Source organism: Odoribacter sp. N54.MGS-14 (genome assembly GCF_000980295.1).
Classification (GTDB): Bacteria; Bacteroidota; Bacteroidia; order Bacteroidales; family Marinifilaceae; genus Odoribacter; species Odoribacter splanchnicus.
The window spans coordinates 1-20,229 of the sequence record NZ_LARL01000059.1; the positions used below are offsets into that span (position 1 = coordinate 1).

Sequence of the window (20,229 nt, forward strand, 5' to 3'; positions counted from 1 at the left end):
CGGCAAGCACTAACCGATATTCACCACCAACCGGAACTTCCACCTTATGCATTAATGTTTGCTGTTCATTATTTTCCAAACCATTCGGTAGATTAACCGCATAATTCAATATAGCACTATCTCCGGTCAAAAATTGTTTTTCATTTAATTTCAAGGTTACCGGTTTCTTATCCAATACCACTTGCCTTCCATCCGCCAAAGTAAGAATAGCTTGGGGAGTTCCTGGGTGAATCAATGTAAAAGCCAATTCCTGTTGCCGTCTATAATCGCCCTGACGATTTATAATCCATATCGTTCCTATTCCCAGCAACAGGAGAACTATAGCAGCTACCCGCAAACCTATTTTCCTCATCCGAATAGATCTACGTTTTTCAACCCGATGCAAAATCGACCGATTCGCTTGTTCCGGATCGAAATGATTTTGCCACTCAAGCAGTTCGGCCAGGCTTTCTCCGCTCATGATCCGCCGATACAATGCCTCATGTTCCGAAGACCGACTACGCCACTCAGCCAACAGCCCGGCTTCTTCTTCAGAGAGTTGCCCGAAATAAGCTTTTTGCAACAACAAAATCAATTTTTGACGATCTTGTACAAGACACATAATTTGTTTTATATCGAATTACACTTTATATTAAAGACTAATAAGTCTTCCAAAAAGATGAATGATTCTTACAATTTTTTACCTTTGTTTTCGACTTTCAGGTTAAATAAAGATGAAATCAACAGCAAAACAAGGGATTAAAAATTCTTCTCCAAATGAATTTGCCAGTACAATGAATCGGTTGTATGCTCCTTTATGTTTTGCAGCCAACCGGTTTCTGAACGATAAATCGGCATCAGAGGACATTGTCCAGGAAGCTTTTGCACGGCTTTGGGAATTAGTGTCCAAAGAGAAGGAAATCGAAAGCATCGATAATTATATGTATATGTTGGTACATAACCTCTCTCTCGAATGGTTAAGAAAACTGAAATTACAGGAAAAATTCGTGAATAGCCGTTCGCTCAAAGAAGTGAACATTTTCAATGTTATAGTCGAAACAGATGTCGCTTTACAGATCATCAAGGAAATCGAAAAATTACCTCCCCGTAGTAAACAAGTCATGCAGCTCGCTTTTCAAGGCCTCGACAATCAGCAAATAGCACAGGAAATGAACATCTCAGTAAACAGTGTTAAAACACTGAAATACAAAAGCATCGACAAATTGAAAGCGATTTTCTCATCGGATACACTTTTAAAAATCCTGATGATCTTCGGCTAGTTTTCTAAACGAACTGTCTTTAAATCAAAAAAAACTTCTTTATTTTCTCTCTCGACAAGAATAATCGTTGTGAAAAAAGAAAAGAGACATACTTTTTGGGTATGCCTCTCTCAGTTAAAATTATTCCCGCTTTTATCCAATCATCACAACCAAGTATTTTGTTTGTTTCCAGAAATTATTTTCGTCATTGATTTTCAGGGTCATATTACCATCTTCACCGGTCTCCAAAGTATAGGAATCAGCCGGATGGACAGAAAGTAATTTCGCTTTTTTACTATTCAACGGGATCACCTTCATCTCACGGATATCCAAATCGGTAAAGTTGGCTTTTTGTGCTTGTGACGATACGATCGGCGGACAGAAAATCCCTTGTCTGGAAATTACCTCAGCTTCTTTCAGCTCTTTGCGGTTTCCAATCAAATAGTGTCCCTGATGAATCGCCATATCCTGTTCATTGATCGTCATTTGCTGACTTTTATTGGCTTTATCCAAAGCTTCCACATTCTCGGTCAGATTAGCGACTTCCTCGGTCTTCACTGCCAATTGCTGATTCTTCTCAGCCAATTGTTTAGTAATTTCATTCAGTTTCTGTGTACGTTGATCCAATTCCGCATTTAAGCCGGCAATCAATCTTTTAAACTCGGCCGACTGGCTTTTATTCTTACCTTCGAGTTTGGAAATCTGTTCTTTATAAGAAGCGATCGCCTCGGTAATAGCCTGTACGTCTTTTTTCAGCTGATTCAATTGCTGTTTGGATTTACTATTGGCTTTATTTTCATTAATTGTTTCCAAAGTCAATAAACGTTCGGCATCCCGCAACGATTGCATTCCGGCAGAAATATCGTTCAAATCGGCCAGCATACTCTCCATTTCGGAATTCTGCATAATATGTACTGTACTCAAAGAATCCAGACGGGCTTGTAAAGACTTATATTTCTGAGAACTCTCTACGCAACTACCCAAGAAGAACATAGAAGCTCCGATTCCTAAAATGACGATCTTTTTCATACTATTATTTTTTAGAGTTAGATTCTGTCCTTAAACAGGACAAATCCGATGCCACAAGCACAAAATCAACAAAATATACTAATTATCAATATATTACATACAACAGATTAAGAATCGCAGCTTGTAGAAAGTGGGGAAAAAGTAAAAATGCTGGGGAAATATTCCCCAGCATCGTATCCCGGTAAAGAAGACTCTCCTCATTATTTCCGATAGTCATAAAACCCGACTCCGGTCTTCCGTCCCAATAAGTTAGCGCGAACCATTTTCCGCAACAAAGGATGAGGCCGGTATTTAGAGTCACCGAATTCCCGGTACAACACTTCCATAATAGCCAGACAAACATCCAATCCGATCAAATCACCCAGTTCCAATGGTCCCATAGGATGGTTAGCCCCTAATTTCATCGCGGCATCGATTTCCTCTTTTTTCGCCACTCCGTCAGCTAATATACCGATGCCTTCGTTCACCAGAGGGATCAGAATCCGGTTGACTATAAATCCAGGAGCTTCCTCGACACTGACGGGCACTTTCCCGATTTCCTGCGATAAAGCAAATACCTGATCATGCACCTCTGCCGAAGTCAGCCGGCCTTTGATCACTTCCACCAGTTTCATAGCCGGAACAGGATTGAAGAAATGCATACCGATCACCTTTTCCGGACGGTTAGTCACAGCGGCCACTTCCGTTATAGAAAGCGAAGAAGTATTGGTTGCCAATATCGCTTCCGGTTTACAAATTCCGTCCAACAATTTGAATATCTCATGCTTGGTAGCCATATCTTCAGCTATCGCCTCGATCACCAAATCAGCATCGGCACAATCCTCATATTTCATCGAATCTTTAATCCTGGCCAATACCTGATCTTTAACCCCGGCTTCCAATTTACCTTTTTCCACCATTCTGGAAAGATTTTTATCCATAGCTTTGTGGGCTTTTGCCAAAGAAGCTTCAGAACGGCCTTTTAACAATACCTCATGTCCGGCCTGGGCAAATACCTGGGCAATACCATGTCCCATAGTCCCTGTTCCAACAATGCATATTTTCATAATCGATAAATTTAAATTACAAAGATTTTAATTCCCTTCAAATTCGGGTTTACGTTTCCATAAAAAAGCTTCCATGCCTTCCTTCTGGTCGGTCGTTGCGAAACACAACCCGAACAAACCGTTTTCGATGACGATACCGGTATCCATATCCGTTTCCACTCCCCGGTTGATAGCTTCTTTGGCATAACGAACCGCCAATGGCGCTTTAGCAGCAATAGTCTTTGCCATAGCCATACACTCATTCATCAATTCTTCCGATTCCACCACTTTGTTCACCAGTCCGATCCGGCAAGCTTCCTCGGCATGGATAACCGCAGCCGTATAAATCAACTCTTTGGCTTTACCTAATCCGACTAAACGCGGTAAACGCTGGGTACCGGAAAATCCCGGCGTGATCCCAAGTCCCACTTCCGGCTGACCGAACTTCGCCTTAGCCGAGGCGATACGGATATCACAAGCCATCGCCAGTTCACATCCTCCTCCTAAAGCAAATCCATTCACGGCAGCAATAACCGGCTTAGCCATCAGTTCGATTTTCCGGAAAACAGCAGCCCCTAACTCACCGAAACGCCGGCCTTCTTCGGCCTTCATCACACTCATTTCAGCAATATCGGCTCCCGCAACAAACGAACGTCCTTCGCCTGTCAGAATAACCACATCGGTTTCCGGATCGGCTGCAATTTCATCGAATGCCCGGTCCAATTCCTGCAAGATCACCGTATTCAAGGCATTCAATGCCTCCGGATGATTGATCTTTACCAGACAAACACGATCTTGTTTTTCCAGCATTAATTTTTGATACTCCATGTCCGGGCTTTTATTTGTCAGTTTTCCGGATGTTTGCCAACCTCTCGGTCAGCAACGGAACGATCTGTTTCACATCCCCGACAATTCCCAGGTCGGCAACGTTAAAAATCGGAGCATATTTATCCTTGTTCACGGCAACGATAAATTCCGATTCCTCCATTCCGGCCAAATGCTGAATAGCTCCGGAAATACCCATAGCGAAATACAGATCGGGACGAACGGTTTTCCCGGTTTGGCCAACCTGACGGTCATGAGGCATAACCCCGGCATCCACCATGGCACGTGAAGAAGAAACCTCGGCATTCAGCGTTTCCGCTAATTTTCCGAGCATCTCAAATCCCTCCGTATTACCTACACCACGGCCTCCGGATACAAGAATCTTCGCTTCTGTTATATCGATACGGTTCTTTTGTTCTTTCACCGTCTCGAGAATCCGCACTTTAAATTTCGACTTATCGAAATGAATATTTACCTTCTCTACCGTTCCGGCACGTTGTTCATCTTTCGGTTTCGTGCGCATCACTCCCGGACGTACGGTCGACATTTGCGGCCGGTGTTCTTTACAAATAATCGTCGCCATCAGATTTCCTCCGAATGCAGGACGGGTCATCAGCAAATCCCGTTCATCCGAGACAGCGAGGCCCGTACAATCGGCTGTCAACCCGGTCTCTAAACGGGCGGATAAACGAGGGCCCAAATCCCGGCCGATCGTCGTCGCTCCAATCAGTACGATACTGGGTTTACGCTCATGTACAATCTGTGTAATCGCCTGAGCGTAAGGCTCGGTATTATATTGTACCAGCTCCCGTTCGTCAGCACACAATACGACATCGGCCCCATAAGCGATCAATTCCTGTGCCTGACCCGCCACTTCATAACCCAACAACATCGCCACCACTTTTTCATTCAGGCTATCGGCCAACTCCCGGGCTTTCCCCAATAATTCGATGGCAACTTTCTGAATAACTCCTTCCCGTTGCTCTACGAATACATAAACGTCTTTATATTGAGATTTATCCATCTTCATCAGATTTTAAACTTTAGATTTCACCGGATTATTCCCGGTTTTCCTCTAAAATCATGTATTAAATAATAAATTTCTCTTTCAATTTTTCGATAATAACATCTACAGCTTCGGCCGGTTCCACTTCGAAAACTTTTCCGGCTGCTTTAGCTCCTTTGGTAAAAGACTTCCATACCCGCGTCGGCGAACCGTTCAATCCCAATTTAGCTTCATCCACACTGATATTATTAAAATTCCAGATTTCCACTTCCCGATCGTATGCCTCTACGATTCCCCGCACAGACATATAGCGCGCTTTGTTTGCCGTAGCCAGAACAGTAACGACACAGGGAGATTCCACCTGTACGGTTTGATATCCTTCTTCGGTAGATTTACGGATCGTAAACAACTTGTCACCATCGAATTCCAAATTCTCGACATACGTCACTTGTGGCAAATCGAGATGCTCGGCAATCTGAGGTCCTACCTGCGCCGTATCTCCATCGATCGCCTGCCGGCCGGTAATGACCAGGTCGAAATCCAGCATCCGTAAAGCACCGGCAATAGCATTCGACGTAGCCAATGTATCTGCACCGGCAAACTTACGGTCGCTCAAATGAATCGCCCGGTCGGCTCCCATGGCAAAAGCTTCACGCAAAATATCATCGGCCTGAGGCGGTCCCATCGTAATAACGGTTACCTGCGCACCATATTTATTTTTCAAGGCCAAAGCCATTTCCAATCCACCTTTATCGTCGGGATTCATAATGCTAGGTACACCATCCCGTATCATTGTTCCTGTTACCGGATCGAGTTTGATCTCTGTCGTATCAGGTACTTGTTTTATACAAACTACTATTTTCATGTATTCTCTTTTTATAAGTTCAATGCGGAAAACATTATTATTTCAATAGAGCAGCAGCAATCACCATCCGCTGTACTTCAGAGGTTCCCTCATAAATCTCCGTAATCTTGGCATCTCTCATCATCCGTTCGACCGGATACTCACGGGTATATCCATACCCCCCGTGAAACTGTACGGCTTTTGTCGTCACTTCCATCGCTGTTTCAGCAGCAAATAACTTAGCCCGTGCCGAATCGACAGAGTAAGGGATTTTCCTGTCTTTCTTCCAGGCAGCCGTCCGCACCAACAAACGGGCAGCTTCGATCTTGGCATTTAAATCGGCCAACTGAAATTGGGTATTCTGAAATTGTCCGATAGAGCGTCCGAACTGTTTCCGTTCTTTCACATATTTTATTGTCTCATCCATGGCTCCCTGAGCAATTCCCAAGGCCTGTGAAGCAATTCCCATACGTCCGCCATCGAGCGTCTTCATCGCAATTTTAAATCCTTCACCCGGTTTACCCAGCATATTTCCTTTAGGCACAATACAATTTTCAAAAATCAACTCACAGGTTGCGGATCCCCGGATCCCCATCTTTTTCTCTTTTTTACCGATGGAAAATCCCGGAAAATCCCGTTCAACGATAAAAGCAGAGATTCCTCGTGTACCCTGCGACTTATCGGTCATCGCCATAACAATGTAAACGTGTGCATAAGCTGCATTCGTAATAAATATTTTGGACCCGTTGAGCACATAATGATCCTCTTCAGCAACAGCCATTGTCTGCTGGGCAGAGGCATCGGTACCTGCATTCGGTTCGGTCAGACCAAAAGCTCCGATCCATTCTCCCGAACATAATTTGGGTAAATATTTTTTCCGTTGTTCTTCATTTCCGAATTCATAGATCGGAGAAGCACACAAAGAGGTATGGGCAGAAACAATAACCCCGGTCGTTGCACATACCCGGGACAATTCCTCTACAGCCATAGAATACAATACGTTATCACCACCGGCTCCGCCATATTCCACCGGGAAAGGGATACCCATAATCCCCAGTTTCGCCATTTTTTCTACCGTTTCGACAGGGAATCTCTCTTCTTCGTCCACTTCTGCCGCCAGCGGTTTTACTTCTTTCTCAGCAAATGCTCTGATCATCTGCTGAAACAATATCTCTTTTTTTGATAATGAAAAATCCATACCTTTTTTAATTTATAGTTTACGATTCGGGCTAGAGGTATCCACCATCCATCCTCCATCGTGATTTCCTTCAATACGCTTTCGTCGTTCAGCACATCTTTTTTAAATCCGGGGCAACGATCAGAGTTACTTCTGTAGCTGCCTGCACCTGTTCTACCGTAAACTCAGGATGTATCTCTTTCAGTACAATTCCCCCGGGTGTGATCTCCATAACTCCCATTTCTGTAACGATCATATTCACCTGCCCCTTGGCTGTCAAAGGTAAAGTACATTTTTTCAGGATTTTCGGATTTCCTTTTGCCGTATGTTCCATGGCCAGGATCACCTTACCGGCTCCCATCAGCAGGTCCATCGCTCCTCCCATTCCCGGTGTTTTTTTCCCCGGTATCATCCAGTTGGCTAAATCTCCTTTTTCATCTACTTGCAAGGCCCCCAGGATACTGACATCTACGTGTCCGCCCCGGATAATACCGAACGAAGTAGCACTATCGAAGCTGGCCGCTCCGGGCAGAGCCGTTATCGCTCCACCGCCGGCATTGATCAAGTCCGGATCTTCTTCTCCCGGAGCAGGAGTCGGCCCCATACCGATCAATCCATTCTCCGTTTGTAAGATGACCTCGACACCTTCAGGCAGATAATTCGGCACTAAAGTCGGCAAACCGATACCCAGATTCACCACGTCTCCATCGTGGAGTTCCATTGCCACTCTCCTGGCAATCACTTCCCTGATTTGTTCTTTTTCCATAGCTTGTATATTTTCAATGATTCATTCTTCGATCCAATTCCTGCGCAATAAACGAGGCGACATCGTCGGCATAGGTATTCATCCCGAAGCCGGCATCGTACCCCAATTCTTTCGCCAACTCGTGTGAAATCCGGGGACCACCACAAGCCAGGATCACTTTGTCCCGTAATCCTTCGGCTTCCAACATCTCCACGAGTTCCGTCAGATTTTTAATATGAATATCTTTCTGAGTCACGGTCTGCGAAACCAATAAAGCATCAGCTTTCAACTCGATAGCCTTAGCGATAAATTCCTCGTTGGTCACCTGGCTACCCATATTCAAGGCTTCGAACATTTCATACCGCTCCAAACCATAATGTCCGGCAAAACCTTTCATATTCATAATAGCGTCGATTCCCACCGTATGGGCATCTGTTCCGGTACTAGCTCCGATCACCACAATTTTCCGACCGATATGTTCCCGGACAAACTGATCGGTCTCTCCCATATCCCACTTGGTCGATTCCACTTTCGGCACATAGATATTGCTATAATCTACCGTGTGTACACAATTTCCATAACAATTAAAAAAAGTATATCCTTTCGTCAGTTCCTGATGAAACACCACCTGAGGATTTTCAAATCCCATTTTTTTCATCAACTGTTTAGCAGCCTCTATCGCTTCATCTCCGGCAGGTACAGGTAAAGTGAAACTCAGCTGTGTCTTTCCGTCGTTCATCGTATCCCCGTAGGGTTTTATCTTTTTCAGATCGAGGGTTTGATCGAAATCTCTCCCTTCTGTTGAATATAAACCTCCGCTCATAATCTTTATTTGATTTACGATTTTTGTTATCTGTTCATCATGATCTCTACAAAAGGATTGCTATAGTTCTTTCCCTTGGCACAAACGCCGTCCAATCCTTTTCCTCCGTTTTTAGGACGCTTGATATCGGCAAAAATTCCTTTTTCCAAGGCTGTAAAAAGTCCTTCCCGTTCAATCTTTTCCAAGAGAACGGTAGCTTTATCCAACACTTCTTTCGCCCTGTTTTGTATAATCCCGTTTTCTTTAAAGACCACTTCATCTCCGATATTTTTCATATTATTAAAAATATAACGGGCATTCTCGATCGACAGATAACGATCCGACATAAATGGAGTATGTATGGCTTCGGTCGGCATTCCCAACAGTTGAATACCTTGTGAAGTCCAGATTCCGATCATATTGAAAAGAGCATCCTGAATATGTCCGCGGAAAATATTTCCGGTCATAAATTTCGTCGGAGGCATATATTTCAAAGTAGCCTTCGGAAAAATTTCCCGGGTCATCTGGGCCTGAGCCAATTCGTACAAAAAGCCGTTTTCCAGCATGGGATCCATTTCAAAAGCATGTCCCAGGCCCATTTGTTCTTCCGGCAGCCCGGCCAATAAAGCCAATTGTTCATTGATCAGATCGGAAGCCAAAACAGTATGTGCTTCTTCGACAGCGTCGGCAGTAGTCAGGTAGTTATCTTCGCCTGTGTTGATAATCACTCCGGCAAAGCCGTTGATCACCCGCGACATAAACTGGTCGACCAACGTCCGCTGCATATTGATATCCCGGAATAAAATCCCATACAACGCATCGTTCAACATCACATCCAGCCCTTCCAAAGCTCCCATCACAGCAATCTCCGGCATACATAAACCGGAACAATAATTACACAGCCGAATATAACGACCGACTTCTTCTCCTACCTCATCCAAAGCTTTCCGCATAATCCGAAAATTTTCCTGGGTGGCAAAAGTTCCGCCGAATCCTTCTGTCGTAGCCCCATAGGGTACATAGTCCAACAAACTTTGCCCCGTTGTACGGATCACAGCAATAACATCCGCCCCTTGCCGGGCAGCCGCCTGTGCCTGTACCACGTCTTCGTAAATATTACCGGTAGCGACAATGACATAAAGATAAGGCTTTGCTCCCTCTCCGATCGTTGCGATATAATTCTCACGCCGTTTCCGGTTGTCGGAAATCCGACGGATACTGGCCTCGATATAGGGTTGCAACGCTTTTTCCCGCTGGCCGGGAGTACATACCGGTACCCGGGTGACATCTACTTTCCCGGCAGCCACTTGTTCGGCTATTTCCTGTGGAGTCATTCCGGTTTCCACCATTACATTACCCAGAAAGAATAAAATTCCTTCTCCCAACACGTTCTTTTCTTTCAGCTCGTCTACCAAAATGTTCGGCAGAGGGACAGCATGAACATCCACTCCGTCGATACCCAGCAAACGACACAATGTCCTTTCGACAGCCACTGTCGTATAGCCATCCACAAAATCCTGCACCTGGTCAGCAATCTTACGGGCCATTTCACGGGCATGTCCGACTTTATCAAAATCTATTCCTAATTTACTTTTCATATATATTTTCTTTCTACTGTACTGTCTTTTTCCAATCAGGATTTTCTTCCTGCAAATAATTTTCCACCCGTTCCAACACTCCACGGTCGATCCCCAGCATCCAGGCAATACGCATCGCCTCCTGGGGAACTTCTTCTCCGCTGTCTTCTTCGAGTGAATAATCAATAAACTCATTGATATTTTTCAGGGTCATATTCCCTTCAACCCGATTCTCTACAAATCCCCGCACTCTCAATTTACGGCATTCGGCCGTTATTCCGCTATAATGGGTAGTAACCATAGCCATCACCCGGTGAGTAGTCAAAAAATCCACTACCCCATTCACAATTGCCCGTCCCTCGACGGGATTGGTCGTCCGGGCCAATTCGTCTATCAGCACCAAAATTTTACTTCGCTGCCTGACTTGCCGGATCATTTCATCCACCCGCAACATCTCAGCCGCATAAGAAGAGAGACCGTTCAATTCATCCTGATCATCCCCGATACTGGTCAAGACTTGTTCCACGAGCGGCATACCCGCCCGCCGGGCAGGTACATAAAAACCGAACTGCATCAGGTATTGCGCCAATTGCACACTTTTCAACAACACTGTCTTTCCGGCCATATTGGCTCCGGTAATCACCGTCGTTCCCTTTTCCAATTTCAAATCTACAGCCTGAAACGCTCTTCCTTCCTGTTCTAAAATCTCCCGGATCTGAGGATGGAAAAGACCTTCGAACACCATTTCCCCCTCTTCCGGAATTTGCGGCAAAGTCAATTGTCCTCTTATTGCTTGTCTGGCTTTTGCCAATACGACATCCAGCAATCCGACCGCTTCCAAAGCCTGTTTCAAATCGTCGTGATAAGGTCTCAACTGCACAGACAACTCTTCGCGTACCTTGTCTTCCAAAACCACACTTTGTACATACAACGCTTCTAATTCCCGTTCTTCTGCCCCTTGAAGGCTCTTTTGTTTTATTTCAGCTCTCAGCCTGGCCAGCTCAGCCGAATAAGTATCATAAATATAAAAATGAGGAATCCGATTCCCTTCCGGATCCAACAAACGTACAACCGGCTCCAGTTCCGGGAGTAAAACAATCCGCCATTCTTCGACAAGTCCCCTGATTTCTTCCGAGCACAAAGCAAAAGTTTTCAATTCGAACAATTCAAGATCATCCAACACTTGCTCCATCGCCATCCGCCCGATCGTCCCCCGGATATCTCTCACCTGCATCAGCTTACCAGTCAAACGTTCCAGCCGGGATTCATTTTCAGGTTGTTCAAAAAGTACCATGATCTTTTGAATACGTTCAAATTCGGCCTCCAACCGAGATTTCGAATCGAGCCAGGGCAGATCATACAATACCCTCCGGCCTACAGCCGAACAGATATCCAATTGTTCGATCATATAACGGAATCCCCTGACTTGTCTTATCGCTTCCCTTAAAATCATATCCTCAACGGTTTTTACCGACTTTTTCTATTTTTTTCACATCATACACCGGAATTTGCAAGCTTTCTTCCAATGCTTGCTGCAAACGCAACGAATCCAAAAGTAATCCTCCCGGAGACTGAGGATTGATCGTAACGGCCAAAAGCCGGCTACGATGAAGCACCTGTACTCTTCCGCCCTTACGTAAAAAGGCATAAAAAGACTCAGGTGCGGAAAAAACACGGGTAAAATCACGGACGATCAATTCTACGGTCTGTTTCTGTACGCGTAAAAACTGAAATACTTTATCACTCACAGCACCGGCAATAAAGATCCGATGCCCATATTGCAGCAGATCGGTTCCACTTTTCTCCAGCATAAACACAGAAGGCAATTTCAGATCGATACATTCTCCCTCCGGCCCGACCGCCCATACACCTTGTTGAATGGCATCCAACCTCTCTTGTAAAACTTCGTCCACCTCTTCCAGATCGATCAAATCACAAACATAACGGGTACGTCTCACCAATTCCCGAATATTCCCGGAAACAGCAGCCCCCGTCGCTAAGACCATCGCCTCCGTAACGGTGGGAGACGCCAGGCTTAAACGGGACAAAGCCCCGTCGACCAAGGTCGTTCGTACCCCGAAATCTTTCATATGCCGGATCAGACTTTTCAACCCGGCAGTATCCGCAGGCCCTGAAAGCAATACTTTTCCCGAAGTTTTAGCCCTGGCGATAACCAACCGTCCCAAAGCAGTCCGATGATCATCGATTTCCATGATTTCAGCCACCAACCTCCTCTCCCGGTAATGTTTCTCCGAAGTAACGAATATCATTCCTTCCGGCACGATAATCTCGGGTTTCGGGGTTTGACATACCTGATCCCGGTTTTCTCCGTCAATTCCGATCGAAGTCAGAGCGAACCGATCTGCCGAATCTTTTATCCTGCGAAGGATGTAATTCAGGCATTCTGTTTTCCCTGTATTTTTCTCCAATCCGACAATTGCCAGACTCCTGTAATCGGATATGTCATCAACAAAACCCATCTGTTCAGCATTTTCATTTATGATTCCGGATTTATCCTTTCAATCGAATGAAACGGTAAATCCAAAATCACAAATAATTTATCCTTTCGCCAATAGATTACGTGTCTTACGATCCAGATTCGCCGGTTCGAGAGACAAGCGTTCTCCGCTCAGCAACTCAGCCACTCCTTCTGTTTTACGGCGCTTCTCACACTCTTCACAGTAGCATTCGTCTCTGTAATCCGTCGGTTCGGTATACGTAGTCACTACGCCTTCAAAATTACGCAACACCACCCGATTGGGGCCCTGAGAAATCAGATAGGTCGGCATCACCGGAATTTTTCCGCCTCCACCGGGAGCATCCACGACGAAAGTAGGCACGGCATAACCGGAAGTATGTCCCCGCAGGTTCTCGATAATCTCGATTCCCTTCGATACAGGGGTACGGAAATGACCGATACCCACAGAAAGATCACAGATATAGATGTAATAGGGACGTACCCGGATCTTGACCAACTCGTGCACCAATTTTTTCATGACATGTGTACAATCGTTGATCCCGCGGAGCAGGACAGACTGATTTCCCAGAGGTATACCCGCATCGGCCAGCCGGGCACAAGCAGCCGCCGACTCTTCGGTAATTTCGTTCGGATGGTTGAAATGAGTATTCAGCCAAATCGGATGATATTTCCGAAGCATATTTACCAATTCCGGCGTAATGCGCTGGGGTAACACCACCGGTGTTCTCGACCCGATACGGATAATCTCGACATGAGGGATTCCACGCAGCCGTTTGATGATATATTCCAATCGTTCGTCACTGACCAATAAGGCATCCCCTCCCGATAGGAGGACATCTCTCACCTGGGGGGTATTAGCGATATATTCGATACATTTATCGATTCTTTCCAATGGAGTGGCACAATCGTGATGTCCGGCAAAGCGGCGCCGGGTACAATGCCGGCAATACATCGAACACATATCGGTGATCAGGAACAACACCCGGTCAGGATAACGGTGGGTCAGTCCCGGTACGGGTGAATCACCGTCTTCATGCAAGGGATCTTCCAGATCAGCCGGTGACCGGTGTAATTCTTCAATGGTCGGCACCGATTGTTTACGGATCGGACAATAAGGATTATCGGGATCGATCAGACTCAGATAATAAGGTGTGATCGCCATCCGTAATGTCTTCAGCGACTCACGGATACCCTCTTCCTCATCTGGTGTCAGCCGGATGTATTTCTTCAGCTGATCCAAAGTTTCAATCCTGTTCTTCACCTGCCAATGCCAATCGTTCCATTGTTCATCGGTCACTTCAGGGAAAAACTCTTTTCTTCTGCTAGCCATAAAAACATATTTTTAATTCGTCGGGATTATAAAATCCCGACCATTCAGGCATACAACTCTGTAAATATCTTCCGTAATGCCTCGCTTTCACGAAGTTCCTGCAGTGTAATCTCAGCATGTCCTTTGGTATACCCATTTCCAACGATCATAGTCACATCGCTGCCGACACCTTCCGCTCCCAAAGCAGCCTTCGTAAAACTGGTCGCCATAGAGAAGAAATAGACCAATCCGTCATTTTTAGTACACAAGATGCTGGTCATCTCAGTATCCGTAATATTCACATTATTGATCGTAATATCACACATTTCACCATTCGTCAGTTCGGCAATTTTCTCCATAACCGGAACCGGCTGAGTTGCATCGGCCGAGAATACATAATCACAGAAGCCTAATTTCTGAAGCCGTTCGGTACTTCTCTGGCTATGGCACAAACCGATTACTTTACCGGTAACACCAGCACGTTTCTTTGCTTCATAGCAACACAACATACCCGATTTACCACCGGCACCGATAATCAATACCGTATCTCCCGGTTTCACCAATTTAGCAGTCTGAGCCGGAGCACCGGCTACATCGAGAGCCGACAAAGCCAACTTTTCCGGCAGATCTGCCGGAATCTTCGCATAAATACCGCTTTCAAACAAAATAGCTTTACCATCGATATCCACCTGGTCGACATCTGCCCGGATTTCTTTAATTTTATCGATACGAAGCGGAGTCAGCGACAAAGACACCAAAGTTGCGATTTTATCTCCCACTTTCAGATCGGTCTTTCCAACTAAAGCATCTCCGATTTTTTCCACCGTTCCCAGTAACATACCACCGGAACCGGTCACCGGATTACGGTGTTTTCCTTGTTTCTCTACAATTCCCAGCATGATCTCGGCAATTTTAGCTTTATCCCCTCCGGCTTGTTCTTCAATCTGAGTAAAACTAGCCGAATCGATATTCAGAGTTTGCACATCGATCAAAATCTCGTTATCATAGATTTCGTCCATATTGTTATCCAGTTTGTCAGCCGGTTGTGGTAATACTCCTTTCGGTGAAATTACTCTATGCGTTCCGTATTTATTTCCTTTTTTCATAACGTTTTATTTTTTAATATTTACTTTAATTTTTTCACTTTATACCTTTCGACTTATAGCCTATAGCTTTTCAGCCTTTAGCTTTCAAATTCAATATCTTCCGTGCTTCGGCCGAGGTAGCGATTTCGCGTCCCAATTCCTTAGCGATACGAACGACCTTAGCTACCAACTCGCCATTGGATTTTGCCAACACCCCTTTTTCGAGATACAGATTATCTTCGAACCCCACTCTGACATTTCCTCCCATAGCGATAGCAGGAGCAGCCAAAGTAAAGGCATGGCGTCCGATACCGGTTGCAGTCCAGGTAGAACCTGCCGGAATAGCATTTACAAGCCAGCAAAGATTAGGAACTGTTGCAGGCGTACACCCGGGGACACCGAGTACAAAATTAAACTGCATGGGAGCTCCCGGTACCTGACCTTTCTTTGCCATATTCAATACGGTTTCGAGATGTCCCATCTCGAAACATTCGTATTCCGGTTTGATCCGGTTTTCCAGCATTCTTTTACCGAAATCCCTCATCATAGGCATGGTATTTTCAAATACCTCATCTCCGAAATTACAGGTGCCACAATCCAGGGTAGCCATTTCCGGGAAAAGTTCGGTCGGCTGCAGACGTTCTTCCGCTGTCATTCCTACAGCCCCTCCGGTCGAAGGAATCAGAATCACATCCGGGCATACTTCATATATAGCGTCTATACACGTTTTGAAACGTGCTTTGCTCTGAGTCGGCGTACCGTCGTCTTCACGTACGTGAAGATGAACGATAGCAGCACCTGCATCTACAGCAGATTTTGCTTCTCTGACGATTTCTTCTACAGTATAAGGAACGGCGGGATTTTGTTCTTTCGTTACCTCTGCCCCGCAGATCGCAGCTGTTATAATCAATTTTTCCATAATTATCAAGACTATTAACTTACATTATCCTTTCCGCTGATCCTCTTTTTTCACCACACAGGTTCCACTGGCCCGGCAAACCACAATCGGTTCAGCCAGGACATCCGCAGCCGAAGCTGAAATATCCGGACGGGCAGCGACCACCTTACGGGCTTCGAAAACCATTTTGCGGGAAGTATTTCCTACTTTCACGATTTCACCGACAGCTTCGATATAGTCGCCGGCATATACCGGAGCCAAAAACTCCACATTGTCATAGGCCACAAAAAGACCTTCATCTCCGTCATGCATAATCAGTAGTTCGGTCGCAACATCGCCGAATAAATGCACCATATGAGCTCCATCCACCAAATTTCCGCCATAATGAGCATCTTTAGCGCTCATCCGAAGTCTTATCATTGATTTTTCCATATTTTTAAATTAACCGGAACAGATCTACACCCATCCCTTTCGATTACACCTCTTTTTTACCTTCCCCGCTTTTTGCCTCTTCGCCTTTAGCTTATCCCCCTACCCTTTCACTAAAAAATCCACGAATATTCCGGGAGTCTTTATCAGCTCGGGATACAAATCTCCGGTTTCTACCAACTCCTGCACTTCCGCAATAACCAAATCGGCAGCCGTCGCCATCAGTGGATTGAAATTCTGAGTCGTACCTTTATAGACTAAATTTCCGGACTCATCCCCTACACTAGCACCGATCAAAGCCACATCCGCCCGCAACGGTTTTTCCAGCAAATAATCTTTACCGTCGATATTCAGTACTTGTTTACCTTCTGCTACCAGGGTTCCGATACCTGTCGGAGTCAATACTCCCCCCAAACCGGCACCACCGGAACGGATCCGTTCGGCTAAAGTACCCTGCGGACTGAATTCGATCTCCAGTTCACCACTGTTCATTTGTTCACTCGTACATGGATTCGTACCGATATGCGACACGATCACTTTCTTCACCTGCTTGTTAGCGATCAACTGTCCGCATCCTTTATCCGGATAGGCGGTGTCGTTCACGATGAGAATCAGATTTTTCACTTCCGATTGAGCCAAAGCGTTAACGATTGCGTTAGGTGTCCCGTTAGAAAGAAACCCGCCAATCATAACCGTCATCCCATCTTTTACCTTTGCTACTGCCTCTTCCACTGAAATAAGCTTCTTCATAAGTATATGGTTTTGTTTAAAATTAAACTAATTCGATCTAGCATGTCAAATTTATAGAATTTAAAATCAAATATGACATATTTTATACAGATTTTTTTCTGTATTCTATTATTTGGAATGATTCCATTCGTAACAGATTTTTTTGATGATAATTTGAAAAACGCGAAATGTTAATAGTAAATGCAGATAGAAACATTTCTTAGACACGCAAATAGTTATAAAATGCATGCCACGAAAATCATTGACCGTACGAAAGCAAGCCGGATAAAACAAAGGCTTTCAATCTGATAATCAGAAAGAAAGCCTTATCTCCAATAACAAAAAACTGAATAGAACTTATCAAACAATCCCTTTTTAGGGTATCCCAGTTAGAAAATTCTGATTTTTTGTAGTGAAATTGAATATGCGTTTCCGTAGTTTTGGTCGGTCAACACGAATTTCAAATACCGTGCATTCGTAGGGGCAGCTATTGACAAAAGGTCGATTTCTCCAAGGGTTGCACCCAACGTATAATCTATTGCCTCAGTCCAGACACTTCCATCGACAGAAAACTGGACCTGTACTTTTCGTGCCATAAAAGCCCGTTTTCTTGGAGAAGTTGCAATATCAGAGGCAACTTGTTCTATTGCAAAACCATTTACCCGCTTTGTCTCTTGCATATCAACTGTTATTTCATATTTTAAAAAATCATAATGATTAAATGTTGCCCAGGCTGTCGCATTTAAGTCAAACAATTTCTCATAGCCTTTGGAATAATAATCCCCTTCTTTCGGAGTTACAACACACTCATAAGTCCATGTCTCGTTATTCAGATAAGTCAAATCAGGCAGTACCGGATTTCCTTTTTCTTCAACAAAATCATAAGTTTCCGGGAAATAATGCTTATTGTAGCGTTCTACCTTAAAGTCAGAAACAAGTTCCGCCATCACTTCCATCGCAAATTTACTTATTTCAAGGTCAGTGATTTTACTGGCACTAACCTCCTCTCCCAATACTTCCTCACTCAAATAGCGGTTCTTGCCCAATACCAACTTCTTCAATCCCGGCATATTCATAATATCCTCAAAGCTATCGATGTCGTAATCAATTTCAAGGGTTTCCAAACCGGCAACAGCTTCTTCCGTCAGCTCAGCAATACCGTATCTTGTTAACATCAGCGCTTTAAAGCCATCTGTATACACTTTAGCACGTTCCAATTCAGTCGATACTACAATCGCATCTACACATCCTTCCAGGTGGCCGTAACTGTGTACTGTTAATGTTGTCTCTGCATCAATTTTATCTTTCAGTAAATAATAAAGACTCTCCGGTGCGCTTTTCATAACCGTTCTCTTGCCCTGTCCGGCAGAAGTATATACGAAGGCAATGCTATCTATCTGATTTCCCCACTCATCCAGGACCAGCGCCAAACGATCTTGTACATAAAAATGTTTGTTCACCATAGTCGGGAAAATCAATACTTGCTCATGTTCAGGCGAATAAGGTCTTCCTACCTGGGTTACAGCTAAAGAAGTATTACCGTTTTTATCCATATTGGCTACCGACACCTGGTAAGTAAGATTTCCGTCACAAGGCAGGCTGCACGCAAACGTACCTCTTTCCAACAAAGTATCCCGTCCGATCCCATCTACCGTCCAAGAAACTTTTACTTTATCGATAATCGGGTCATCCACAGATTTCCACGAAACTACCAAACGATTCCAACCGGCTTTGACATCCAGGTCGTCACATTTCACCAAATAGCGAATCGGGCCATCACCTGCATAATCTTTATACGTATCTTCCAAACTTTCACAGCCCCCGAAAATCAACAAAGGGAGCAAGAGCCATAAATATATTTTCTTCATAATATCAATCTTTTGCTGTATAAACTTCCAATTCATGCACCGTCACATATTTCTGGTCATTTCCACCCATAAAAGCATTCTCAAAACCTATAGGCGCAAAAAAGACCTCGTTCACCACCACTTTCAGATAGCGGTATTTCTCTCCTTCTGCCGGGCAAGTCAAGGTAATAAAACAAGGTGAAGCCAAATCCAAGGCATCCCGAGAAACAATGAGATAATCCCCATTCTCGTTACAACGTTCACACCAACGTTCCTTATTATCAATTCTCCGGTCTTGTTCGAAATGTGAAATCTCTACCCACGAGGCATCGTCATCTTTCGTTTGGGATGCGTAAAGAGTCACACTGCTCGGTAACTTGCTCGCATAACACAACGTCCACACATCTCCCCATTTCGGAAAAGTTTCATATTGGCCGGGGCCATAGGGCCAACTGGTCCGGACTGCCAACATTCCGTACAGGCGGACCTCTGCCGGTAACTTTTCTTCCATCATATCAATAATAAACAGGGCTTTCCCGGGTTTCTCCGGTGTAGATACCGCCATCGGACCGGCCAAGTAGGTATAAAAACTCGTCCACGATTCAATACCAAAGCTTTGATCTCCTTTTTTATCCCCGTCCAACAAATATTGCTTGCCTAACTTCGCAGTGGGATCTTCCTGGGAAAGTTCCTCCGGATCAGAAAGATTATTCAGACTGACAGGCAACTGTTCTATCGCCAAAGGCACAATGTCTTTCCATACCCTTTCTTTTACCATATTCCCCCGGAAATCCTCTACGCGTACCACAAAATCATAACTGTCCCGTTGCTGTTTGAAAGTATCCCGTATCACCGTATTACCTTTTTTCGGCACAAAACTTTTAAATAAAAGGGTGTCCGGCAGTTTGGTATTCGGATCTTCCCCCACATAAAACAGGTGAGCCATACCTTTCAAATCCTCTTCCAAGTCATAAGACAAAACAAAACCATTACCCCAACCCGGAACGACCTCTAAGTTGTTGATAAAAGCAACCGGTCCGGAATCCCGGGTATCAAAGGTGACTTCTAACGCCTCCGACTCCACATCGTTCCTATCGCACAAAGTCACATAAGCCTTCACCCCTTTCCGCGCCTCATTAAAACCTGTGATAAGCAATGAATCGCAGGCATAACTACCGGTCCGGA

20 protein-coding genes are annotated in these 20,229 nt (G+C 44.7%); 1 reads left to right on the top strand and 19 read right to left on the bottom strand.

The annotated features are described in order from the left end of the window. On the bottom strand, positions 1–601 hold a 601-nt coding region (locus tag WS42_RS11215), incomplete at its 3' end, for a FecR family protein (RefSeq protein WP_046451108.1). Positions 602–713: 112 nt separating this feature from the next. Between WS42_RS11215 and WS42_RS11220 the strand changes: the two genes are divergently transcribed. Continuing rightward, entirely contained in the window at positions 714–1,259 is a 546-nt protein-coding gene (locus WS42_RS11220) for a sigma-70 family RNA polymerase sigma factor (protein ID WP_022161160.1), read from the top strand. 132 nt (positions 1,260–1,391) lie between these two features. Here WS42_RS11220 and WS42_RS11225 read toward each other — a convergent pair whose 3' ends face one another. From WS42_RS11225 to WS42_RS11310, 18 genes are all read right to left on the bottom strand, one after another. Continuing rightward, the gene (locus tag WS42_RS11225) at positions 1,392–2,267 is read right to left on the bottom strand and encodes a Cbp1 family collagen-binding glycoprotein adhesin (RefSeq protein ID WP_022161161.1); all 876 of its coding nucleotides are present in this window, start codon (positions 2,265–2,267) and stop codon (positions 1,392–1,394) included. A 200-nt stretch (positions 2,268–2,467) separates the two neighbouring features. Further along, complete coding sequence (locus tag WS42_RS11230; RefSeq protein WP_022161162.1) at positions 2,468–3,313, bottom strand: 3-hydroxybutyryl-CoA dehydrogenase; 846 nt, start codon at positions 3,311–3,313, stop codon at positions 2,468–2,470. 27 nt (positions 3,314–3,340) lie between these two features. Then, the gene (locus WS42_RS11235; RefSeq protein WP_022161163.1) at positions 3,341–4,120 is read right to left on the bottom strand and encodes a short-chain-enoyl-CoA hydratase; all 780 of its coding nucleotides are present in this window, start codon (positions 4,118–4,120) and stop codon (positions 3,341–3,343) included. 10 nt (positions 4,121–4,130) lie between these two features. Next, a complete protein-coding gene (locus WS42_RS11240; RefSeq protein ID WP_046451109.1) occupies positions 4,131–5,141 on the bottom strand; it encodes an electron transfer flavoprotein subunit alpha/FixB family protein in 1,011 nt (336 codons plus the stop codon). A 64-nt stretch (positions 5,142–5,205) separates the two neighbouring features. Beyond that, positions 5,206–5,988, bottom strand: a complete 783-nt coding sequence (locus WS42_RS11245) for an electron transfer flavoprotein subunit beta/FixA family protein (protein WP_046403099.1) — start codon at positions 5,986–5,988, stop codon at positions 5,206–5,208. Positions 5,989–6,025: 37 nt separating this feature from the next. Further along, positions 6,026–7,165 (bottom strand): acyl-CoA dehydrogenase, encoded by a 1,140-nt coding sequence (locus WS42_RS11250; RefSeq protein WP_013613326.1) that lies wholly within the window; start codon positions 7,163–7,165, stop codon positions 6,026–6,028. Between the two features lie 88 nt (positions 7,166–7,253). Further along, entirely contained in the window at positions 7,254–7,910 is a 657-nt protein-coding gene (locus WS42_RS11255) for a 3-oxoacid CoA-transferase subunit B (RefSeq protein WP_046403101.1), read from the bottom strand. 13 nt (positions 7,911–7,923) lie between these two features. After that, a complete protein-coding gene (gene kamE, locus WS42_RS11260) occupies positions 7,924–8,712 on the bottom strand; it encodes a lysine 5,6-aminomutase subunit beta (protein ID WP_022161165.1) in 789 nt (262 codons plus the stop codon). Between the two features lie 26 nt (positions 8,713–8,738). Beyond that, positions 8,739–10,289, bottom strand: a complete 1,551-nt coding sequence (gene kamD / locus WS42_RS11265) for a lysine 5,6-aminomutase subunit alpha (protein ID WP_013613323.1) — start codon at positions 10,287–10,289, stop codon at positions 8,739–8,741. A gap of 13 nt (positions 10,290–10,302) precedes the next feature. Next, positions 10,303–11,721, bottom strand: coding sequence for a lysine 5,6-aminomutase reactivase ATPase KamC (kamC, locus tag WS42_RS11270; RefSeq protein ID WP_022161166.1), 1,419 nt, complete (start codon positions 11,719–11,721; stop codon positions 10,303–10,305). A gap of 4 nt (positions 11,722–11,725) precedes the next feature. Further along, positions 11,726–12,748: a lysine 5,6-aminomutase reactivase subunit KamB gene (gene kamB, locus WS42_RS11275; protein ID WP_087381158.1), complete on the bottom strand. Its 1,023-nt coding sequence runs from the start codon at positions 12,746–12,748 to the stop codon at positions 11,726–11,728. Between the two features lie 78 nt (positions 12,749–12,826). Continuing rightward, a complete protein-coding gene (gene kamA, locus WS42_RS11280; protein ID WP_046451110.1) occupies positions 12,827–14,077 on the bottom strand; it encodes a lysine 2,3-aminomutase in 1,251 nt (416 codons plus the stop codon). Positions 14,078–14,121: 44 nt separating this feature from the next. Continuing rightward, a complete protein-coding gene (kdd, locus tag WS42_RS11285; protein WP_022161167.1) occupies positions 14,122–15,162 on the bottom strand; it encodes an L-erythro-3,5-diaminohexanoate dehydrogenase in 1,041 nt (346 codons plus the stop codon). Between the two features lie 70 nt (positions 15,163–15,232). Beyond that, entirely contained in the window at positions 15,233–16,060 is an 828-nt protein-coding gene (gene kce, locus WS42_RS11290; protein WP_013613318.1) for a 3-keto-5-aminohexanoate cleavage enzyme, read from the bottom strand. 24 nt (positions 16,061–16,084) lie between these two features. Further along, positions 16,085–16,471, bottom strand: a complete 387-nt coding sequence (gene kal / locus WS42_RS11295) for a 3-aminobutyryl-CoA ammonia lyase (RefSeq protein WP_041556993.1) — start codon at positions 16,469–16,471, stop codon at positions 16,085–16,087. Between the two features lie 99 nt (positions 16,472–16,570). Continuing rightward, a complete protein-coding gene (locus WS42_RS11300; RefSeq protein WP_013613316.1) occupies positions 16,571–17,218 on the bottom strand; it encodes a CoA transferase subunit A in 648 nt (215 codons plus the stop codon). A gap of 368 nt (positions 17,219–17,586) precedes the next feature. After that, complete coding sequence (locus tag WS42_RS11305; RefSeq protein WP_256316250.1) at positions 17,587–19,065, bottom strand: DUF4998 domain-containing protein; 1,479 nt, start codon at positions 19,063–19,065, stop codon at positions 17,587–17,589. A 4-nt stretch (positions 19,066–19,069) separates the two neighbouring features. Then, positions 19,070–20,229 (bottom strand): hypothetical protein (locus tag WS42_RS11310; RefSeq protein WP_046451112.1); only part of this gene is annotated, 1,160 nt, incomplete at its 5' end.